Raw genomic sequence first — 19,534 nt, 5'->3', positions numbered from 1 at the left:
GGCCTTCACCGCCTCCACCAGCAGCGCCGGCTTAGGGATGATGAACACGGCGTTCTTCATGTGGTGAGCGAAGTTGGACTCTGCACCATTGAGGTCCTTCAGAAACGGAAACACCTTGCTCTGCACATGCAGCAGCATTTCTTCCGCCTGCATGCGCTTGAATTCGCTCCAGCGTAAAGAGCGCTTGTCGATGGCGTATCGCCTCTCGTCCTCTAACTTCTTCGCCCAATCGGCATCGGTATCGTTTCCGTCTTTTCGCGCACGGTATTCCGGAGGAATCCAGCTGCCCTCGAATTTGGAGTTGTACGTCTCGCCGGCCCATTCAGCATTGGACTGGTGCTTGAGGTCCAGCTCATCGAGCCGCTTCATGAATAGCAGATACGTGATCTGCTCGATGGCGGTGAGCGGGTTACTGATGCCGCCGCTCCAGAACTTATTTCAGAGCAGGTCGATCTTGCCTTTGAGTTCGGGATTGTTTTGTAGCACGTCCTAAACCTATTTTTTACGCCGCCAACTGCTCGGTGAGTTGCAAAATCTCATTGATTTCGTTCGGACTGAATACGCCACGAATGCCTAGCGGATGAATTACCGTGAAGGGAGCGTTGATCAAGTCTTTCTTCTCGACCTTCTCGCGTTCAAGGATGAAATTCTTCAACAAGTTGAGGAACTCCATCTGCCGGCTGGACAAAGTGGTGTGGGTGCGGATGAACTGCTCAAATGCTTCGCTAACCTCATCCGGGAAGCTCCTCAGAGCTTCAATGCCGAGGATGTGGCGGATGAACTGGATGAGATGGGCCTTGCGGTTCTTGAAGACCTGGCGCAGCAGGTCTTCAGTAATGTGCGGGTGCTCCTCATGCAGAAGCTCGGCCAGCTGATTCGCCTCGTCGGCACTCACCGCCCCGCCGTTCTTGATCTTCTTCAGCACCAAATTGTGCTCGGTAAGTTCGGCGATCAACGCCTCGACCATTTCGCGGTAGCGGCTGATGCTGACGGCTTCGTGCTGCGGGCCGAACTCGACCATTTCCTTGTTGTGAAGCACGTCGATAAGGTCGAGGTGCACCGGGCCGGAATCGGCCATCTGCTCGCGGAACTTCATCAGCGGACCTAGTCTGGCTACCAGTTCGTCGAACTTGTTCTCATCGGCCTTCGCCCAATAATGGTGGGTCTGAGCGGCGCGGATCAGCGCTTCCTCCTGCTTTACGAAGCTGACCGAGAGCGGTAGCGTGCTGATCTGCTCAGCGATGCCTTCCTTGAGCGTTCCTGCCTGCTCCTTGTCTCCGTTCAGCACGGCCAGCGAGTACTCAAGCACATCCCGTTCGAACCGCATCGCCTTGAAGTCGGCCTCCGAGACGGTACGAAACAGCGGCTTGATCTCAGTTCGTAAGAATTCGAGCTTCTGGTGATTGAGGTTAATCCAGAAATTTTCGTCTTCGACACGAGCCAGTGCAACGGCCGCCTCCTTGATCACTACAGAATTCGTAGGCAACGCGACGACCTGCTGGCGCAGTTTGGTGACTTCATTCGCGGCAATGTCTTCGTGACCGCTGTCGATAGCTTTTTCGATCTTGTCGAGTCGCAAGCCGACTAACCGCACCGGCAGCGGTAACTGAGGTTTCAGCTCCTTACCCTTGGGCTGCAGTTTGAAGTACTCGAAATTATCCCAGCAGTCGAGAACCAGAAAGACATCCTTCTCCTTGCACCAGGGCTTGGATTTGCTGGTTTCCAACAAACGTGTACCGCGCCCGATCATCTGCCAGAACTTGGTATAGGAGTACACCGGCTTGGCGAATACAAGATTGACGATTTCGCGCACGTCGATGCCGGTGTCGAGCATATCTACGCTGATGGCAATGCGTGGCATGTCGTTGTTGGTGAACTGGTCGAGCAAGCCGCCCTTGCCGTATACGCGCGGGTCATCCGATATCAGTGCTTTAGCCAACTCGCCATGGTATTGGGGATAGAGCTTGTCGAAGATCTCTTCGATGCGACGAGCATGGGCTTTAGACGAACAGAAGAAGATGGTCTTGCCCGGCAACACGCCATTGGCGTCCTTGATGCTCTCCTCCATGAACTCCTTGATGATCAGGGTGTTGGTGCCCTTATTGATCACCTGCTTTTCTAGCTGGGTGCCTTCGAAGTTGATTTCCTCGATGTCCTCGCCTTTGAGGATTAGCTTCTTCTGGTCTTCCAATGAAATGGTGCGCTTGCTGATGCCTTCCATCTGAAACTTGGTCTGAATTTTCGTGACCTGGAAGTTGCACAGGTATGGGGGCACGCGATTGACGGCTTCTTCAAAAGTGTAGGCAAAGGTTGGAAGGCCATCATCGCAGTGAAAAAGCTGGAATGTGTTGTGGTCGATAATGTCTGTTGGCGTCGCCGTCAGCCCCAAGGTGATAGTCTTGAAGTAATCGAGGATTTCGCCATACGTGCTATAGATAGAGCGGTGGCTCTCATCCACCACGATGAAATCGAAAAAGTGCGGGGACAGGTGCTGGGCGTTGTCTCTAATAATGTTGAGCATCGTCGGGTAAGTGGCCACATAGATGCGGCGATCTTTAGTGATGAGCTTTTCGCCGATATTGGGCCAGCGCGGCTCGTTCGGCATGTGCTCCTTGAAGGCGGCGAGCGCCTGTTCGCGCAGGGCAATACGGTCCACCAGGAATAGTACCTTTTCTGCATGGCTCGCGCGCATCAAGGCATCGACCATGGCAATGCAAGTGCGTGTCTTGCCTGTGCCGGTGGCCATCACTAGCAGGAAATCGCGCTTTTTCTGCTCGATACCTTCGAGCACTGAGCGAATGGCCCGGATCTGGTAATCGCGCCCCGCAATCGAAGTATTGATGAACTCTTGCGTTAGCGGCTTGCGGTTTCGACGGATGTAGGCGAACCGTTCCAAATCGTCGCGCGAAGGAAAGCCAACGACTCTCCTGGGTGCGGCATTCTCAAGATCCCAGAAGTAGATTTCTAGACCATTCGTGTAGAAGCAGAATGGCAGCTCGCCGCCGAGCTGCTTCTGGATGTTGTAGCAATACTGCTTGGCCTGCTCACGGCCCACGGCAGCATCCCGACCGAATTTCTTCGCTTCGATGACGGCAAGCGGCTTGCCGTCCTTGCCCAACAGGACGTAGTCGCTGAATTGACGGCCATCATAGGGGGTACTCGGCTCAGCCATGCCATTGAAATGGCCGATCAGGATATCGAACTCTTCGAGAACCTGCGTGGGATCTTTGACGTTCCAGCCGGACAACGCGAGTTGGCGGTCAATCAAATCTGACCGTGTCTGAGCCTCACTTTTTGTCATCCGTCACTGTACCCCCACGCGGATGAGTAGCATTTACCCAGGCTTTCATCCAGTTTGAGTGGACCATACCCTCTGGATGAATACAGAAATCCCGCCCCGACGGTCGCCTCTTAAGGGCGCCGCCCTTCTTGATCACTCTTGCTTAATCGTCGCCCTCATCAAAGTAGTCCAAATCGATTCGTTTTATTTCTACGGTTCTTTCGACTCGGACACCCACGCCGTATTGAACCATGAGCCGGGCAAGCTCTTTACCGTCTATTAGTATGATGCGCTGCGGAACCTTGATGGCGTACTCAATAGCGCCTCTCGAAAACGAACTTGTCGTTACAAAAACGCCTTTGGAAGCACCTTGACCTACTAAGGCACCAGCGAATTGCTGAATACGCTCGCGTCCAATTGTATTGTCGGCTGCGTAACGCTTTGCTTGTATGTAGACGACGTCGAGACCTAGCGGATCTTCGTTAACGACGCCATCGATACCTTCATCGCCACTCTTGCCGAGTCTTTGCACCACGCTCGCTCTTGATCCCCCGTATCCCATCGCGATAACGAGATCGACCACCAATCCTTCAAAGAAACTCGGCGAAGACTCGGAAATCCGAATCAAGAGTTGACTTCGCAAATTTTCGAAGATTTGAGATTCTGCTTGCTGGACCGCCTCCTCGGGTGTGACCGCCGACTCCGGAATCTCAGTCTCAGCAAGCAGAGGGGCAACGTTGTCCCCCGCAGCGTCGGTGACTTTTGGAGTCTGAAAAGTTATAAATTCGGGGAATTTCTTGAGAACCTGCACATTAATGCGAGTTGGGTTTTCCGCAAGCAGCTGCTTACCTCGGTCGGTCATTTGAAAATGAGAGCGCCGAGTTCGCTTTATTGCGCCAGCCTTATCCAAGTAGGTTCGCGCCCAGTGCACTCGATTGGCAAAGATTGCTTGCTTACCGCTTGGTAGAAGTTGATGCCGCTCGTCGTCGGTCAGATTTAACTGACCAGCGATGTGGTTGATCGCATCATTTATGTTCTTTTCGGATCCATCCGAAGCGAAAGCGAGAAGAGGTCGCATCAACGATTGATAGTCAGGAATGGACAATCAAAGCTCCTCCTGCCGCCGCCAGTTGCGCTATTGGCGACAAGGCGATGGATGCGGCCCGCACAGGCGCAACGCCAAGGGCCACCATTTCTCAATTGCGCATTCCGGTGAGCCCCAAGCTTCGAAAAGTGTTCCGCAACCCTCAGGCGAAGGCAAGCCCCGCATCGCGTTAATCTAACCGGCGCACCCGGATCGCGCTAATCAGTCTCACGTCCGGATGTAGGCCGAAACGGGGAGACCCGCTGTTTGGTCGCTCTCGCCTTCAAGAACGGCCTAACTGGTGCGGCAGGTGCCTAACTGGTGCGGCAGGTAGCGAACCGCGAAAACCAAAGATGTCCGAATGCTAACACTTCAGCAGCGACCCGGGACAAAACAGTGCGGTGGCGACTAGGTGGCGATTCTTTCAAAGAAAAGGCCGCTCGAACTGAGCGGCCTTTTCCAATTTCCCCTCATTTACAGAAGGTTACTTGGTTGCGGGGATAGGATTTGAACCTATGACCTTCAGGTTATGAGCCTGACGAGCTACCGGGCTGCTCCACCCCGCGTTAAACCTTTGCGCGCCTTCGCATAATTTGCCGACGGTCGAGGGACCAGCGCTTGTCGCGTGGTGTTCCCGTCCCGAGGGCTTCCTTGGAAGGCAACCCGGCGAAGCACTGAGGCCGTCGGGTGCGGGGGTTATCTATCAACCCGGGCTGGCTTTGGAAAGGCCTGCAGGGGCGATTTTTTCCACTTTATGACAGGTGAAATGACGGTCTTTGGGGACAAAAAACCCAAGCCTTGCCATAAGTTCCGCAAAGGGCCAGCTTGCGGCAACAAAAGACAACCCAGGGGAGGACGCCATGTTAGGGAGGGTACTGGACCAGCCCGTGAAGAGCGCGCCCCTGTGCGCGCTGGACGATGCCTTCCATGCCATGGTCGAGCGGTCGCGAGCCGAGCCGGCGCCGCGCCTGGCTGAGCGGCTCGACCGGCTGGCGCGATTGCGGGCCGTGGTCGCCGACAACGAAGACCGGTTCAAGCAGGCGATCTCGGCCGATTTCGGCCATCGCTCGGCGGTCGAGACCACCATTGCCGAGACGCTGCTGGTGTTCTCCGAAATCCGCCACGCCACAAAACACCTGAAGACATGGATGGCGCCGCAGCGCATCGCCACCGCGCTGCAATTCATGCCGGCGCGCAACCGGCTGATCCCGCAGCCGCTCGGCGTGGTCGGCATCATCGCGCCCTGGAATTATCCGCTGCAGCTCACGCTCGCGCCCGCGATCGGTGCGATCGCGGCGGGAAATCGGGTCATCATCAAGCCGAGCGAGCTCGTTCCGCACTTTTCCGCATTGCTGCGGGAGATGGTGGCGCAAAAGTTCGACGCGACCGAGATGCTCGTCACCGGCATCGAGGACGAGGTCGCAAAGGCGTTTCCGACGCTGCCATTTGATCACCTGGTGTTTACCGGCTCCACGCGGGTGGGGCGCATCGTGGCCGAGGCCGCGGGGCGCAATCTCACGCCTGTCACGCTCGAGCTCGGCGGCAAGTCGCCCGTCATCGTGGATCCTTCCGCCGACCTGGAGGAAGCCGCCGAGCGCGTCGCCTATGGCAAACTGCTCAATGCCGGACAGACCTGCATCGCGCCGGACTACGTGCTGGTGCCCGAGACCTCGCTGCAGGCATTCGCCGAAAAGGTGCGCGCGCATATGAAGCGCATGTTCGGCACCGATCCCAACAACAAGGATTACACCTCGGTCATTTCGGTTCGCCACTATTCGCGGCTGGAAGGCCTGGTCGCTGACGCCGCGCAGCGCGGCGCAAAGATCCTGCAGCCGGCGAAGGCCGACGATCCCAACTGGAAGGCGCGGCGCAAATTTCCGCCGACGCTGGTGGTCGGCGCCACGCCCGAGATGGCGATCATGCAGGAGGAGATTTTTGGGCCCGTGCTGCCGGTGATGGGTGTTCGCGATACGGCGGAGGCGATCGCCTTCATCAACAAGCACGACAGGCCGCTGGCGCTGTACTGGTTCGGCAAGGACCGCAGCGCGCGCGACGAGGTGCTGATGCGCACCGTATCGGGCGGCGTCACGGTCAACGACTGCCTGTTCCATTTCACGCAAATCAACCAGCCGATGGGCGGCGTCGGCGCATCCGGCACCGGCGCCTATCACGGCGAATGGGGCTTTCGGACGTTCAGCAAGCTAAAGCCGGTGTTCTATCGTTCGAAGTTCAACCGGCTCGCCGATCTCTACCCACCCTATGGCGGCAAGATCGCGCGGCTGGAGAAGATGATGCGGTTCATGTCGTAGAGTAGCTCGTCATTCCGGGGCGCGACAAAGTCGCGAACCCGGAATCCATTGCGCCACCGTCTCTGCGGTCAAATGGATTCCGGGCTCGCGCCAAGAGGCGCGCCCCGGAATGACGGGGAAAATGGGGGAAACGAGAAGTGACTGATACATTCGATTTCGTAGTCGTAGGCGCGGGCTCGGGCGGCTGCGCGGTGGCGGGGCGGCTGTCGGAGGATGCGGCGACATCCGTGGCGTTGCTCGATGCCGGCGGCAGGAACGATAGCTGGCGGATCACCACGCCGTTCGGGCTCGCGCTGCCCTATAGCGCGGCAAACTGGGCATTCGACACCGTGCCGCAGAAGGGCCTGAACGGCCGCATCGGCTATCAGCCGCGCGGCAAGGGGCTTGGCGGCTCCTCGGCGATCAACGCCATGGTCTATATTCGCGGCAACAAATGGGACTACGACCATTGGGCTTCGCTCGGCAATGCCGGCTGGTCCTATGCGGACGTGCTGCCCTATTTCAAGCGCTCGGAGAACAACGTCGATTTCGACGGCGAGTATCACGGCAAGGGCGGCCCGCTGCACGTCAACAAGCTGCGCACGGACAATCCGATCCACGACATTTTCCACCAGGCCGCGCGCGAGGCGCAGTTCCGCATCCGCGAGGATTTCAACGGCGAGGATCATGAGGGGCTCGGCAGCTACCAGGCGACGCAGCACAATGGCGAACGCTGGAGCGCGGCACGCGCCTATGTGTTTCCGCACATCGACAAGCGCACGAATCTGCGCGTCGAGACGGGCGCGCAGGCGACAAAAATCCTGTTCGAGGGCGGGCGCGCGGTCGGCGTCGAATATCTTCAGGGCAAGCAGAAGAAACAGCTCCGCGCGCGCCGCGAGGTGATCCTCGCGGGCGGCGCGTTCCAGTCACCGCAGCTCTTGATGCTGTCGGGCATTGGCGACGGGGAAGCGCTGGGCAAGCACGGCATCGGCACCATGCATCATTTGCCGGGTGTCGGGCAGAACCTGCAGGATCATCCGGATTTCGTGTTCGTCTACGCCTCCGACTATCCGCATTTCGTGCACGCCTCGCTCGGCCGGCTGCCCTCGCTGCTCCGCGCCATCCAGCAGTACCGCAGGGAACGGCGCGGGCTGATGACCACCAACTTTGCCGAGTGCGGCGGTTTCCTGAAGACGCGACCCGATCTCGACGTGCCCGACATCCAGCTCCACTTCATCATCGCGATGCTCGACGACCACGGCCGCAAGAAGCACAAGGAAGCCGGCTTCTCATGCCATGTCTGCCTGCTTCGGCCGAAGAGCCGCGGCAGCGTCTGGCTGAAAAGCGCCGATCCGCTGGCCGCCCCCATGATCGATCCGAACTTTCTGGGCGAGGAGGAGGATGTCGAGACGATGGTCGCGGGCTTCAAGACCACGCGGCGGCTGATGGAAACGCCGGCGATGCGCGCGCTGCAGAAGAAGGACATGTTCACCGCTGACGTGAAGACCGACGACGACATCCGCGCCATCCTGCGCAGCCGCGTCGACACGGTTTATCATCCGGTGGGCACCTGCAAGATGGGCAGCGATGCGATGGCGGTGGTGGATGCGAAGCTGAAGGTGCACGGCGTCGAGGGGCTTCGCATCGTCGATGCCTCGATCATGCCGACGCTGATCGGCGGCAACACCAATGCGCCGACCATCATGATCGGGGAGAAGGCGGCGGATATGATCCAGGCGGAGGGGCGGGCGTAAGCTGGCGCCCGCTCTCCGCTGTCGTCCCGGACAAGCGCAAGCGCAGATCCGGGACCCATAATCACAGGGAGTGGTTGTGGCGCGAAGCTGCCAACTCCGAGTCTTCGTCAAACTTCTCCCTGGGGGTATGGGTCCCGGATCTGCGCGCGCTTATGGCGCGCTTGTCCGGGACGACAGTGGGGCTCACCCCAGCAAGAACCCGCCGTCCACCGTCACCACGCTCCCCGTCATGTAGCGCGACGCCTTCGACGCCAGCAGCAGGATCGCGCCGTCGAGATCGCTTTCCGCGCCGATGCGGCGCTGGGGAATGCGCTTGGTGAGGCGCTCGCCGGCGGGGGTGGACCAGAAATCGTGGTTCATCTCGGTGTCGATATAGCCGGGCGCCAGCGCGTTGATGCGGATGTTCTGGCCGGCGAGTTCGAGCGCCATCGCTTTCGTCGCCTGGATCATGCCGGCCTTGGAGATCGCGTAGGGCGACACAGCCTTCAACACGCCGGTGCCGAGCACGGAGGCGATGTTGACGATGTTGCCCTCCTGCTTGCGCGCGATCATGCGCCGCGCCACTTCCGTCGCGAGGAAATAGGCGCCCTTGAGGTTGGCGCCGATCACGGCGTCCCAATCCGCTTCCGTCTGATCGGTCGCGAGCTTTTCGATGGCGATGCCGGCATTGTTGATCAGCACCGTGATCGGCCCGAGGGCGGCTTCTGCGGCATCGACCGCGCCGGGAATCGAGGCGGTGTCGGTGACGTCGAGCGCGACAGCTGCTGCACGGCCACCTTTGGCGCGGATCTCGTCCTCGATGCTCTTCAACTTGTCGGTCTGGCGCGCCGCGAGCACGACGGCGGCACCGTTGGCGGCGAGCACGCGGGCGAACTGGCGTCCGAGCCCCTGGCTGGCGCCGGTGACGAGAATGGTTTCCCTGCTGACGTCGAAAGTCCCTGACATTGGCTGAGTTCCCCGAAACTTTTCCGTCCCATCATTACAGACGATTTTAACGATCTGAAACCAGATTGATCGGTTCGCCGTTTCTAAGGTTGGTACAGGCAGGGTATCGCCATGAACAGTTTCGATCTCGCGGTCTATGCGGCACTGGCGATTGCGGTCGGCATGGGTCTGCGCACCGGCCTGCTCCGCAGCGCGATGACGATTTTGGCTTATCTGCTGGCAGCGCCCATCGCGGTCTGGCTGATGCCGGTGATTGTGCCGCAACTCGCGCGCGATCCGGCCGCGACCTTCTTGCAGAACTGGATGTGGTTCTTCGGCATATTCCTCGTGGTGGGCATGGCGCTCGGCCATCTCGGCCGGCTCGCGCTTGACGACACGGCCGCGGCAGCCGGCCTGCCCGATCGTCTCGGCGGTGCCGCGCTCGGCGCCGTCAGGGTCGGCCTCGTTGCGACCACGCTGGTGCTGGTGTTCGACCAGCTCGTGCCGGCCAACCGGCAGCCGCCGTTCCTGGTGGGCTCGCAGCTTCGCCCGCTGTTCTCGGCGGCAGGCCAGATGGGCTTCAAGTCGCTGCCGCCGGAGGCCGCCGCGGCCATCGACCGCATCAAGAAGGAGCAACGCATCTAACGCCGCAGCGCATTTCATGGCACGCGGGCGCGCCATGCGTTTTGACGCGGCCCGCGCCCTTATCAGCGGCACCGATGTTGGCTAGAGTGCCGCATCCAAACCCCATCCGACATTTACGGGAGTGAAACAGTGGATCTTGGGATCAAGGGTCGCCGCGCCATCGTCTGCGCATCCAGCAAGGGCTTGGGGCGTGCCTGCGCCTTCGCGCTGGCCGAAGCAGGCGTCGACGTCACGCTGACCGCGCGCGGCGCCGAAGCCCTGAAGGCAACGGCCGACGAGATCAGGAAGGCCTATCCAAACGTGAAGGTCACCGAGATCGTCGGCGACATCACGACGCCTGCGGGCCGAGAGGCCGTGCTGAAGGCCTGCCCCGAGCCGGATATTTTGATCAACAATGCCGGCGGCCCGCCGCCCGGCGATTTCCGCAACTGGACCCGCGACGACTGGATCAAGGCGATCGACGCCAACATGCTGACGCCGATCGAGCTGATCAAGGCGACGGTGGACGGCATGATGGCGCGCAAGTTCGGTCGCATCGTCAACATCACCTCGGCCGCGGTGAAGGCGCCGATCGACATCCTCGGCCTCTCCAACGGCGCGCGCGCCGGCCTCACTGGCTTCATCGCCGGCCTGTCGCGCAAGACCGTGATCAACAACGTCACCATCAACGGCCTGCTGCCGGGCCCGTTTAACACCGACCGCCTGCGCGGCACGGCGAAGGCGGAATCGGAGAAGCGCGGCATCACGCCGGACCAGCTTCTGGCCGAGCGCGCCAAGCTCAACCCCGCGGGCCGCTTCGGAGACCCTGAGGAATTCGGCTATGCCTGCGCCTTCCTGTGCGGCGCCAAGGCCGGTTTCATCACCGGGCAGAACATCCTGCTCGATGGCGGCGCCTTCCCGGGAACGCTGTGAAAGCGATCTGGTACGAAACGAACGGATCGGCGACGGAGGTTCTCACCTATGGTGAGACGCCGACGCCGGTCGCCGGCCCCGGCGAGGTGCGCATTCGCCTGGAAGCCTCCGGCGTCAATCCCGCCGATGTCGGCCGCCGCGGCGGCAGCTATCGCGCGATGGAGTATCCGCGCGTCATCCCGAACAGCGACGGTGCGGGCTTCATCGACCAGATCGGCGACGGCGTGACGCGCTTCAGCATCGGCGACCGCGTCTGGCTGTTCAACGGCCAGCGCAATGGCCGCGCGTTTGGCACGGCGGCGGAATACATCACGCTTGCCGATTGGCTGGTGACGCCGCTGCCGCAAAACCTGTCCTTTGCCGAAGGCGCAACGCTCGGCATCCCCGCGATGACGGCGTGGTGCGCGCTGTTTTCGGACGGCCCGATCGTCGGCAAGACGGTGCTGGTCACCGGCGGTGCCGGCGCAGTCGGGCATTATGCCGTGCAGCTCGCCAAATGGGGCGGCGCGCAGGTGATTACGACTGTCAGTTCGGCCGCGAAAGCCGAGCAGGCGCGGCGCGGCGGCGCCGATCTCGTGATCAACTACAAGGACGACGACGTCGCAGCAAAAGCGATGGCGTTCACGAGCGGGCGCGGCGTCGATCATGTCGTTGATGTCGATTTCGGCGGCAACATTGGGACCACATTGAAGCTCATGGCTGTCAACTCGACGATCGCCGTCTACGCCACCAACGGCAACCGCACGCCGACGGTGCCGATGCGTGATCTCATGGAAAAATGCATCAATCTGCGTTCGCTGGTGCTGTTCGCGCTGCCACCTGCTCTGCTCACGGCTGCGCAGGCCGACATTTCGAAATGGCTCGCCGCAGGCGCACGCATTCACAACATCGCCGGGCAGTTTCCGCTTTCGGAGACGGCTCAAGCCCACATGGCGGTCGAGAAGGGCGACAAGGTCGGCACTGTCATCGTCGACTGCGCAAAATAGACACAACAAAAAACAACAGGGGAAACGCAGGGATGTCGTGGACGGTCGGCAAAGTCAAAATCACCCGGTTCGTGGAAATGGAGACGGTCGGCTCGACCCGTTTCATCCTTCCCGCCGCGACCAACGACGAAATCCAGAAAATGCCCTGGCTGATCCCGCATTTCGCCACTGAGGAAGGCCGGCTGAAGATGGCGATCCACTCGCTCGCGGTGGAGACGCCGACGCGGCGCATCCTGGTCGATACCGGGTTGGGCAACGACAAGCAGGGCCGCAACGTCCCGACCTGGAACAATCGCGACACGCCGTTCCTGGAAACGATGACGGCGGCGGGCTTTGCGCCCGACAGTTTTGACACCGTGCTGTGCACGCATCTCCATGTCGACCATGTCGGCTGGAACACGAAGCTCGTTGACGGCAAATGGGTGCCGGCGTTTCCCAAGGCACACTACCTATTCGGCAGGACTGAATACGAATACTGGCGCGACAACTCCACGGAAGCCGACAAGGCGGCCCTGTTCGCGGACTCGATCAAGCCGATCGTCGATGCCGACCGCGCAGAGTTGATTCCGAGCGACCACCAGATCAGCGACGAGATCAGCCTGATTCCGACGCCCGGCCATAGCCCCGGCCATATGAGCATTTTGATCCAGTCCGAGGGCGAACAGGCCCTGCTCACGGGCGATGCCGCCCACCATCCCTGCCAGATGGCCCGTCTCGACTGGTCCTCGACCGTGGACGCCGACCCCGGCCAGGCGGCTGAGAGCCGCCGCACGCTGTTCTCGCGCTTTGCCGACACGCCGACGCTGGTGATCGGCGGGCACTTTTCCGGCGGCCATATCCGGCGCGATGGCAATGCGTTCAGATATGTGGCGCTGCAATCCTAGGGTGGCCGCCCACCGAATTAGGAGGGCAGCAATGCGAGGGCCTGAGGGCGGTTGAAATTCCCGCCGCCCTGTTCCATGAAGCTATTTAACCGATCAGTCCACACTCAGGGAGAAACGAGAATGAAGCTTGTTCGTTATGGCGAAAAGGGTGCGGAAAAGCCCGGCCTGATCGACAAATCCGGCCAGTTGCGCGACCTCTCGGCACATGTGAAGGACCTCACCGGCGAGGCCTATTCGCCGGAATCCCTGAAAAAGCTCGCTGCGATCGACCCGGCCTCCCTGCCGGCGGTCTCCGGCAAGCCGCGCTTCGGTGCCCCCGTCACCGGCATCTCGAAATTCGTCGCGATCGGCCTCAACTACAGCGACCACGCCAAGGAGACCGGCGCGGCCATTCCGACCGAGCCGATCATCTTCCTCAAGGCCAGCACGTCACTGTCAGGCCCGAACGACGCGGTCGAGAAGCCGCGCGGCTCGACAAAACTCGACTGGGAAGTCGAGATCGCCGCGATCATCGGCACCCGCGCAAAGTATGTCTCGGAGGCTGACGCACTGAACTACGTCGCCGGCTACTGCGTCTGCAACGACGTCTCCGAGCGCAATTTCCAGGCCGAGCGTCTGGGGCAGTGGACCAAGGGCAAGTCGCACGACACCTTCGGCCCGGTCGGCCCGTGGCTCGCCACCAAGGACGAGATCAAGGACGTGCAGAACCTCTCGATGTGGCTCGACGTCAACGGCCAGCGTCGCCAGACCGGCTCGACCAAGACCATGATCTTCTCGATGGCGCACTGCATCTCCTACGTCTCGCAGTTCATGACACTGCTGCCCGGCGACATCGTCACCACTGGCACGCCTCCCGGCGTCGGCCTCGGCATGAAGCCGCCGACCTTCCTCAATGTCGGCGACGTCGTCACGCTGGGTATCGAGGGCCTCGGCGAGCAGCGCCAGGAGATCATTGCGGCGTGAGCCTCGTCATTGCTGTGCATGTTCACTAATTCGCTGATTGGATCGCTCCAGCGGAGGACGATCCGATGCGCGACAACAGCTACGACCGGACGATCGAGCGGAACTATCTACAGAAGTGGCGTTTTCTGATCCCGGAGTATGAGGCGGTGAAGGCTGGCCGATCGGCGCTGTTTAAGCGGGTCGGCGACTTCTATCGGCACCATGGGACCTGCTCGCAGACGTTCCGGAAGTATTACAATCGCTATCTGCAGAGCGGCGAGGAAGCGGATCTTCTGCCGCGGCGGCGCGGCCCCAAATGGCGGGAACGGCGCGAACCGGAAGGGATCGAGGCGGAGATCGTCGCCCATCGCAAGCGGGGGATGAACCGTTATGAGATTCATGCCGTCTTGCGCGAGACGCGCGAGGCGGTACCTTCGCCGATCACGATCTACCGGGTGCTGAGGCGCTACCGCCTGAACCGCCGCACGCCGGCGATGCGCGAGGAGAAACGCCGTATTATCAAGGACAAGCTCGGGGAGCTGGGCCACGTCGATCTGCATCAATTGCCGCGCGATATGTTCCTCGCGCCACCCCCGGTCACGGCCTACATCGTCAGTCTGATCGACAGTTGCTCGCGCCTGGCCTGGGCCGAGGTCCTGACCTCCAAGAAGGCGCTGCCGGTCATGTTCAAGACCCTGAAGATGATCAACACCCTCAACATGACCTACGGGCTCGTCTTCCAGGAAATCTTGTCCGACAACGGCGCCGAGTTCGCCGCCCGCACCAAGCCGGACGAGCACCCGTTCGAGGCCATGCTGCTCGAGCTCGGCATCAAACATCGCTACACCAGGCCCTATCGGCCGCAGACCAACGGCAAAGTCGAACGCTTCTGGCGCACGCTCGATGACGACGTCATCGACGGCGCGACCTTCGACAACCTCGACCACTTCGCCAACGAACTGTTCGAGTACCTCGTCTACTACAACAACCACAGACCCCATCAGGCCTTGGCAGGACAAACTCCCAAGGCCATCGCAGCTACCAAGACCACCGCGATCCAATCAGCGAATTATTGAACATCGACAATTGCGAGGAGCGCGTGACAGAATTGCGAAGCAATTTTGCACTGAAGCGACGAAGCAATCCAGATTGTCTCCGCGTAGACATTCCTGGATTGCTTTGCTTCGCTTCGCTCGCAATGACGATCGTCGAGTGCCGAGCAAACCCAGGACATCTCCATGAAACTCACCTTCTCCCCCGCCTCGCCGTTCGCCCGCAAGGTGCGCATTGCCGCAATCGAGCTTGGGGTGATCGACAAGATCGAGCTGGTCCCCGCCACGGTCGCGCCGGGCACGGCCAACGAGGACTATCAGCGCATCACGCCGCTGAAGAAGCTGCCGGTGCTGATCACCAATGACGGCGACGTCATCTTGGACTCGTACGTCATCGTCGAATATCTCAACGAGACGGCCGGCGGCAGCCTGATCCCGGAATACGGGCAGGCGCGCTGGAAGGCCAAGACCGATCATTCGCTGCTCAACGGCATGCTCGATTCCATGCTGCTGTGCCGCTACGAGAAGATGGTGCGGCCGCAGGGATCGCAATGGCAGGCCTGGGCCGACGACCACTGGAACCGCGCCTGGAGCGGCATGGCCCGGTTCGAAAACCAGCCCGAGGTCTTGAATGGCCCGTTCGGCATTGCCCAGATCGGCCTCGTCTGCGTGCTCGGCTATGCCGATTTTCGTTTTGCCGATTGCGGCTGGCGCAAGGCGTTTCCAAAGCTCGATGCCTTCCATCAGAAGATGCTGGAGCGGCCGTCGGTGAAAATCTCGGTGCCGCCGGCAGCGTAAGCGAACGGAGTTCTCATGAGCCTGAAATTCTCGGTCGGCGATCTCACCATCCAGCGCATCATCGAGCAGGAAACCACCTTCGTTCCGGCGCTGGAGATGTTGCCCTCCCTGACGCCGGAGGTGCTGGCCGAGAATCGGGCATGGATGAAGGAGGCCAAGGCGCTCGACGACACCGACACGCTGATCCTCTGCTTCCAGTCCTATGTGGTGAAGACGCCGCATCACACCATCCTGGTCGATAGCTGCATCGGCAACGACAAGCCGCGGCCGAACCGCGCGAAATGGAACATGAAGACCGACGACACCTATCTGCGCGCGCTGGGCGCGGCGGGCGTCTCGGTCAACGACATCGACTTCGTGATGTGCACCCATCTGCATGTCGATCATGTCGGCTGGAACACGCGGCTGGAGAACGGCCGCTGGGTGCCGACCTTCCCCAAGGCGCGCTACGTCTTCGCCAAGCAGGAGTTCGACTACTGGACCGAGCAGAACGCGAAGACTCCGGTGCCGCCGTTCGTCGACAGCGTGCTGCCGGTGGTCGAAGCCAGGCGGCATGAGGTCGTGACCAACGACCATGAGATCGGCGACCATGTCCGCCTGCTGCCGACGCCGGGCCACACGCCCGGCCACACCGCCTTCACCTTTGGGCGCGGCAAGGATGATGCCGTGTTCTCGGGCGATCTCATGCACTCGCCGCTGCAGACGCATTATCCGGAGTTGTCGATCAAGTTCGATGTCGACCCGGCCGCAGCCGCCAAGACCCGCCGCAGCTTTCTCGAGCGCTATTGTGACACCGACACGCTGTGCTGCACCGCGCATTTCCCTTCGCCGTCGACCGGAAAGATCCGGCGCAAGGGGAACGGGTTTGTGTGCGTGGGAGCGTAGATCGAGCTGCCGTAGGGTGGGCAAAGCGTAGCGTGCCCACCTCGTCTCTCTCTCCGCAGAAATGGTGGGCACGGCGCTACGCGCCTTTGCCCACCCTACGATTCCCGCGCAAGCGGCTCATCAATCAAACAAACTCGGCGTGTGATTGACGAGCGCGCCTTCGATCTCGAGCATCTTCAGCTTCGTCACCACGCCGCCGTTGGCGGAGAAGCCGCCGGGCTTGTTGCCGGCTGCCAGCACGCGATGGCAGGGCACCACGATCGGGCATGGGTTGCGGCCGAGCGCCTGGCCGACGTCGCGCGACAATTCCACGCCGCCGAGACGCTTTGCGATGTCGCCATAGGTCAGCGTCTTGCCGGGCGGAATGCTGCGCGCGATCGCGTAGACGCCGCGGTTGAACTCCGGCACGCCGTCGAGGTCGAGCGGAATGTCGGTGAGGTCATCGGTGCCGCCCGCAAGTAGTTTGACGATGCGATCGATCGCCTGCTGCACCTCGGCCGTCGGTGCGGCTTCGCTGGCCTCGGGATGGCGCTGGTGGATGCGGGTGCGGATCTTCTGATCGTCGCCCATCGGCAATTGCACGCCGTTGATGCCGCGCGGGCCCCATTCGATGCCGCAAAGGCCGATTTTGGTGTCGAACAGGGCAAAATGCTGGTCAGTCATGGGTCGTTCCTCGTCGCAGGCCCCCATCGTGATCTCCCGTGAAATCTAGGCTTGGAAATAGTTGCGATCCACCCGGATTCCGGGAATCTTGCACAGGCTGGTTCCAGCCGACATTCCCTGCCCGCGAGTCCCAAAATGCAAAGCCTGCACGTCAACGGACACGACATGGTCTATCTCGACGTCGGCGAGGCCAATTCCAGGCCGCCGCTGGTCTGCGTGCACGGCTCGCTCAGCGATTTCCGTATCTGGGGCTGCGTGCTCGGCCCGCTCTCGCAGCAGCATCGGCTGATCTGCGTCAGCCTGCGGCATTTCTTCCCGGAGCGGTGGGACGGTGTTAGCGACACCTATTCGATCGATCAACACGTCGACGACGTCATCGCGTTCATCGAAAAACTCGACACCGGTCCGATCGATTTGATGGGTCATTCGCGTGGCGGCCACATCTGCTTCCGTGTCGCGCAGAAGCGGCCGGATCTGTTGCGCCGACTGATCCTCGCCGAGCCCGGCGGCGAGCTCGATGCGACGCTTGATCCGGAGTACACGGGCGGCCCCTCGCCGCTGCTGGCGCGCTTCACGGCCTCAGCCGAGAAGATCGCGGCAGGCGATGTCGATGGCGGTCTCGCCGTGTTCGTCGACACGCTGGAAGGACCGGGCACATGGCCAAGACTGCCGGCGAAGGTGAAGCAGAATCTGCGTGACAACGCCACCACCCTGATCGGCCAGGTGCGCGACAACCGCCCGCCATTCTCCAAGGCGGACGCCGAGGCGATCAAGATGCCGACGCTGTTCATCCTCGGTGGCCGCACCAAGGGCCTGCTGCCAAAAGTGCTGCACGCGCTGGCCGCGCATGTGCCCTACTCCAAGACGGCGATCATCGAGAAAGCGACGCATCCGATGTTCGAGCAGGCGCCGCAAAAATACTCCGAAATCGTTCTCGACTTCCTGGCAGGCTGATATGCAGACATTTCGCGTCAACGGATACGACATGGCCTATCTCGAGGTCGGGGAAGGCCCGCCGCTGGTCTGCGTGCACGGCACGCTCGGCGATTTCCGTACCTGGTATTCCGTGCTCGGGCCGCTGTCGAAGACGCATCGCGTGATCTCGGTGAGTCTCAGGCACTTCTTTCCCGAGCACTGGAACGGCACCGGCGACGATTATAAGATGGCGCAGCATGTCGCTGACGTCACCGCCTTCATCGAGCAGGTCAAACCCGCGCCCGTCGATCTGATGGGCCATTCCCGCGGCGGACACATCGCGTTCCGTGTCGCGCAGGCTAGGCCTGAGCTCGTGCGAAAACTGGTGCTGGCCGAGCCCGGCGGCGATCTCGATGCGACGCTGCCACTGCCCGAGGGCACGCCGGCGCATCCGCCGCTCGCCGCACGGACGATACGCTCGGTCGAGATGCTGCGCGCCGGCGATATCGAGGGCGCGTTGCAAAACTTCTTCGAGGGCATCGAGGGCGACGGCTCATGGCGGCGCGTGCCGGCGGCCGCAAAACAGCAGTTGCGCGACAATGTGATCACGTTCCTCGGCCAGATCAACGAGCAGCGAAAGCCCTATACGCGCGCCGATGCGCTGGCCATCAAGACGCCGACGCTGCTGATCGGCGGCGGCGCCACCACGGGCAGCCTGTCGTCGATCTGGCGCGTACTCGCCGCGCATATCGAGGCGCCAAGACGGCGGTCATCCCGAACGCCGGCCACTGGATGTTCGAACAGGCGCCGCAGGCGTTTGGCGATGTGGTGACGGAGTTTTTGGCGGGGTGAGGCGAGCGCCGCTCGCGACCTCCCTCGCCCCGCTTGCGGGGAGAGGGTGGGGTGAGGGGGAGCTTCCGCAAGGACGGTGAGAACGGAGCTCGCGGAGACTCCCCCTCACCCGGAATCCGCGCTACGCGCGCATTCCGGCCTCTCCCCGCAAGCGGGGAGAGGCGAAAAAAGCTCACACCTTCCACACACCGACCGGCATCTTGATCGCGACGTTGAGCCGGTTCCAGACGTTGATGGTGGCGATGGCCAGGATCAGCGTGGCGAGCTCGGCTTCGTCAAAATGCGTGTCGGCCTCGTTCCAGATATCGTCGGGCACGGGATCGGCACGATCGGAGAGCCTCGTCAGCGCTTCCGTGAGCGCCAGTGCGGCACGCTCGGCGTCAGTGAAATAGGGCGTGTCGCGCCAGGCCGAGACGGCAAAGATACGCTCGTCGGTCTCGCCGGCCTTGCGGGCGATCTTTGGATGCATATCGACGCAGACGCTGCAGCCGTTGATCTGGCTGGCGCGCAGGTGCACGAGTTCCAGGAGCTTTTCCGGCAATCCCCGCTTGGTCAGGTTGCCGAGGGATTGCAGGACGTTCATGGCGTCGGGGATGACCATGACCGGGTGATTCATGCGGGCGTGCATCATGTGTTGTCTCCATCTGTGGCGCCGGCAGGCCTGCCGGCT

16 protein-coding genes, 1 tRNA gene and 2 pseudogenes are annotated in these 19,534 nt (G+C 61.4%); 12 read left to right on the top strand and 7 right to left on the bottom strand.

All coding sequences use genetic code 11. The features are described from left to right. Positions 1 to 9 precede the first annotated feature (9 nt). The 4 genes and pseudogenes from C2U70_RS33620 to C2U70_RS01505 form a co-directional block, all read right to left on the bottom strand. Positions 10 to 426, bottom strand: a pseudogene (locus C2U70_RS33620) (type I restriction-modification system subunit M N-terminal domain-containing protein); the annotation flags it as partial. Positions 427 to 502: 76 nt separating this feature from the next. Next, entirely contained in the window at positions 503 to 3,301 is a 2,799-nt protein-coding gene (locus C2U70_RS01515; RefSeq protein ID WP_140976098.1) for a DEAD/DEAH box helicase family protein, read from the bottom strand. Between the two features lie 142 nt (positions 3,302 to 3,443). Next, positions 3,444 to 4,385 carry a restriction endonuclease gene (locus C2U70_RS01510; RefSeq protein WP_140976097.1) on the bottom strand — a complete coding sequence of 314 codons (942 nt, stop codon included), beginning with the start codon at positions 4,383 to 4,385 and terminating at the stop codon, positions 3,444 to 3,446. 468 nt (positions 4,386 to 4,853) lie between these two features. Beyond that, positions 4,854 to 4,930: transfer RNA gene (locus C2U70_RS01505), tRNA-Met, on the bottom strand. Positions 4,931 to 5,224: 294 nt separating this feature from the next. Between C2U70_RS01505 and C2U70_RS01500 the strand changes: the two genes are divergently transcribed. Both C2U70_RS01500 and C2U70_RS01495 read left to right on the top strand, forming a co-directional pair. Continuing rightward, positions 5,225 to 6,673 (top strand): coniferyl aldehyde dehydrogenase, encoded by a 1,449-nt coding sequence (locus C2U70_RS01500; protein WP_140976096.1) that lies wholly within the window; start codon positions 5,225 to 5,227, stop codon positions 6,671 to 6,673. Positions 6,674 to 6,810: 137 nt separating this feature from the next. Then, on the top strand, positions 6,811 to 8,406 hold the full coding sequence (locus C2U70_RS01495) for a GMC family oxidoreductase (RefSeq protein WP_140976095.1): 1,596 nt from the start codon (positions 6,811 to 6,813) through the stop codon (positions 8,404 to 8,406). Positions 8,407 to 8,589: 183 nt separating this feature from the next. Here C2U70_RS01495 and C2U70_RS01490 read toward each other — a convergent pair whose 3' ends face one another. Then, a complete protein-coding gene (locus C2U70_RS01490) occupies positions 8,590 to 9,351 on the bottom strand; it encodes an SDR family NAD(P)-dependent oxidoreductase (protein ID WP_140976094.1) in 762 nt (253 codons plus the stop codon). A gap of 111 nt (positions 9,352 to 9,462) precedes the next feature. Here C2U70_RS01490 and C2U70_RS01485 point away from each other — a divergent pair, with 111 nt between their 5' ends. From C2U70_RS01485 to C2U70_RS01450, 8 genes are all read left to right on the top strand, one after another. After that, positions 9,463 to 9,975 carry a CvpA family protein gene (locus C2U70_RS01485; RefSeq protein ID WP_140976093.1) on the top strand — a complete coding sequence of 171 codons (513 nt, stop codon included), beginning with the start codon at positions 9,463 to 9,465 and terminating at the stop codon, positions 9,973 to 9,975. Between the two features lie 129 nt (positions 9,976 to 10,104). Next, the gene (locus C2U70_RS01480) at positions 10,105 to 10,887 is read left to right on the top strand and encodes an SDR family oxidoreductase (RefSeq protein ID WP_140976092.1); all 783 of its coding nucleotides are present in this window, start codon (positions 10,105 to 10,107) and stop codon (positions 10,885 to 10,887) included. Further along, positions 10,884 to 11,873 carry an NADPH:quinone reductase gene (locus C2U70_RS01475; protein WP_140976091.1) on the top strand — a complete coding sequence of 330 codons (990 nt, stop codon included), beginning with the start codon at positions 10,884 to 10,886 and terminating at the stop codon, positions 11,871 to 11,873. Before C2U70_RS01480 ends, C2U70_RS01475 begins: the two co-directional genes overlap by 4 nt. Positions 11,874 to 11,905: 32 nt before the next feature. Then, positions 11,906 to 12,757, top strand: a complete 852-nt coding sequence (locus C2U70_RS01470) for an MBL fold metallo-hydrolase (protein WP_140976090.1) — start codon at positions 11,906 to 11,908, stop codon at positions 12,755 to 12,757. A 120-nt stretch (positions 12,758 to 12,877) separates the two neighbouring features. Continuing rightward, positions 12,878 to 13,720 (top strand): fumarylacetoacetate hydrolase family protein, encoded by an 843-nt coding sequence (locus tag C2U70_RS01465; RefSeq protein WP_140976089.1) that lies wholly within the window; start codon positions 12,878 to 12,880, stop codon positions 13,718 to 13,720. Positions 13,721 to 13,785: 65 nt separating this feature from the next. Then, a complete protein-coding gene (locus C2U70_RS01460) occupies positions 13,786 to 14,775 on the top strand; it encodes an integrase core domain-containing protein (protein ID WP_140976088.1) in 990 nt (329 codons plus the stop codon). Positions 14,776 to 14,937: 162 nt separating this feature from the next. Next, the gene (locus C2U70_RS01455) at positions 14,938 to 15,549 is read left to right on the top strand and encodes a glutathione S-transferase family protein (RefSeq protein ID WP_140976087.1); all 612 of its coding nucleotides are present in this window, start codon (positions 14,938 to 14,940) and stop codon (positions 15,547 to 15,549) included. Positions 15,550 to 15,564: 15 nt separating this feature from the next. Further along, positions 15,565 to 16,434 (top strand): MBL fold metallo-hydrolase, encoded by an 870-nt coding sequence (locus C2U70_RS01450; protein ID WP_140976086.1) that lies wholly within the window; start codon positions 15,565 to 15,567, stop codon positions 16,432 to 16,434. Positions 16,435 to 16,554: 120 nt separating this feature from the next. Here the strand turns inward: C2U70_RS01450 and C2U70_RS01445 are convergent, their stop codons facing one another. Next, positions 16,555 to 17,097, bottom strand: coding sequence for a methylated-DNA--[protein]-cysteine S-methyltransferase (locus tag C2U70_RS01445; protein ID WP_140976085.1), 543 nt, complete (start codon positions 17,095 to 17,097; stop codon positions 16,555 to 16,557). Positions 17,098 to 17,232: 135 nt separating this feature from the next. On the opposite strand from C2U70_RS01445, the gene C2U70_RS01440 reads away from it, so the two are divergent. Then, positions 17,233 to 18,051: an alpha/beta fold hydrolase gene (locus C2U70_RS01440; protein ID WP_140976084.1), complete on the top strand. Its 819-nt coding sequence runs from the start codon at positions 17,233 to 17,235 to the stop codon at positions 18,049 to 18,051. Between the two features lies 1 nt (position 18,052). Then, positions 18,053 to 18,864: pseudogene (locus C2U70_RS01435) on the top strand (alpha/beta fold hydrolase). 172 nt (positions 18,865 to 19,036) lie between these two features. Here C2U70_RS01435 and C2U70_RS01430 read toward each other — a convergent pair. Next, a complete protein-coding gene (locus tag C2U70_RS01430; RefSeq protein ID WP_140976128.1) occupies positions 19,037 to 19,492 on the bottom strand; it encodes a carboxymuconolactone decarboxylase family protein in 456 nt (151 codons plus the stop codon). Positions 19,493 to 19,534: the final 42 nt, after the last annotated feature.

This window comes from Bradyrhizobium guangdongense (assembly GCF_006483445.1).
Lineage (GTDB): Bacteria > Pseudomonadota > Alphaproteobacteria > Rhizobiales > Xanthobacteraceae > Bradyrhizobium > Bradyrhizobium guangdongense_A.
Note: the sequence above shows the minus strand (reverse complement) of the source record. Positions and strands in the feature narration are given on the sequence as shown.

What these genes read in the sequence shown, in the direction of transcription:
- C2U70_RS01515 (WP_140976098.1), bottom strand. Translation starts at nt 3,301, where the DNA reads ATGACAAAAAGTGAGGCTCAGACACGGTCAGATTTGATTGACCGCCAA.
- C2U70_RS01500 (WP_140976096.1), top strand. Translation starts at nt 5,225, where the DNA reads ATGTTAGGGAGGGTACTGGACCAGCCCGTGAAGAGCGCGCCCCTGTGC.
- C2U70_RS01490 (WP_140976094.1), bottom strand. Translation starts at nt 9,351, where the DNA reads ATGTCAGGGACTTTCGACGTCAGCAGGGAAACCATTCTCGTCACCGGC.
- C2U70_RS01485 (WP_140976093.1), top strand. Translation starts at nt 9,463, where the DNA reads ATGAACAGTTTCGATCTCGCGGTCTATGCGGCACTGGCGATTGCGGTC.
- C2U70_RS01470 (WP_140976090.1), top strand. Translation starts at nt 11,906, where the DNA reads ATGTCGTGGACGGTCGGCAAAGTCAAAATCACCCGGTTCGTGGAAATG.
- C2U70_RS01465 (WP_140976089.1), top strand. Translation starts at nt 12,878, where the DNA reads ATGAAGCTTGTTCGTTATGGCGAAAAGGGTGCGGAAAAGCCCGGCCTG.
- C2U70_RS01460 (WP_140976088.1), top strand. Translation starts at nt 13,786, where the DNA reads ATGCGCGACAACAGCTACGACCGGACGATCGAGCGGAACTATCTACAG.
- C2U70_RS01455 (WP_140976087.1), top strand. Translation starts at nt 14,938, where the DNA reads ATGAAACTCACCTTCTCCCCCGCCTCGCCGTTCGCCCGCAAGGTGCGC.
- C2U70_RS01450 (WP_140976086.1), top strand. Translation starts at nt 15,565, where the DNA reads ATGAGCCTGAAATTCTCGGTCGGCGATCTCACCATCCAGCGCATCATC.
- C2U70_RS01445 (WP_140976085.1), bottom strand. Translation starts at nt 17,097, where the DNA reads ATGACTGACCAGCATTTTGCCCTGTTCGACACCAAAATCGGCCTTTGC.
- C2U70_RS01440 (WP_140976084.1), top strand. Translation starts at nt 17,233, where the DNA reads ATGCAAAGCCTGCACGTCAACGGACACGACATGGTCTATCTCGACGTC.
- C2U70_RS01430 (WP_140976128.1), bottom strand. Translation starts at nt 19,492, where the DNA reads ATGCACGCCCGCATGAATCACCCGGTCATGGTCATCCCCGACGCCATG.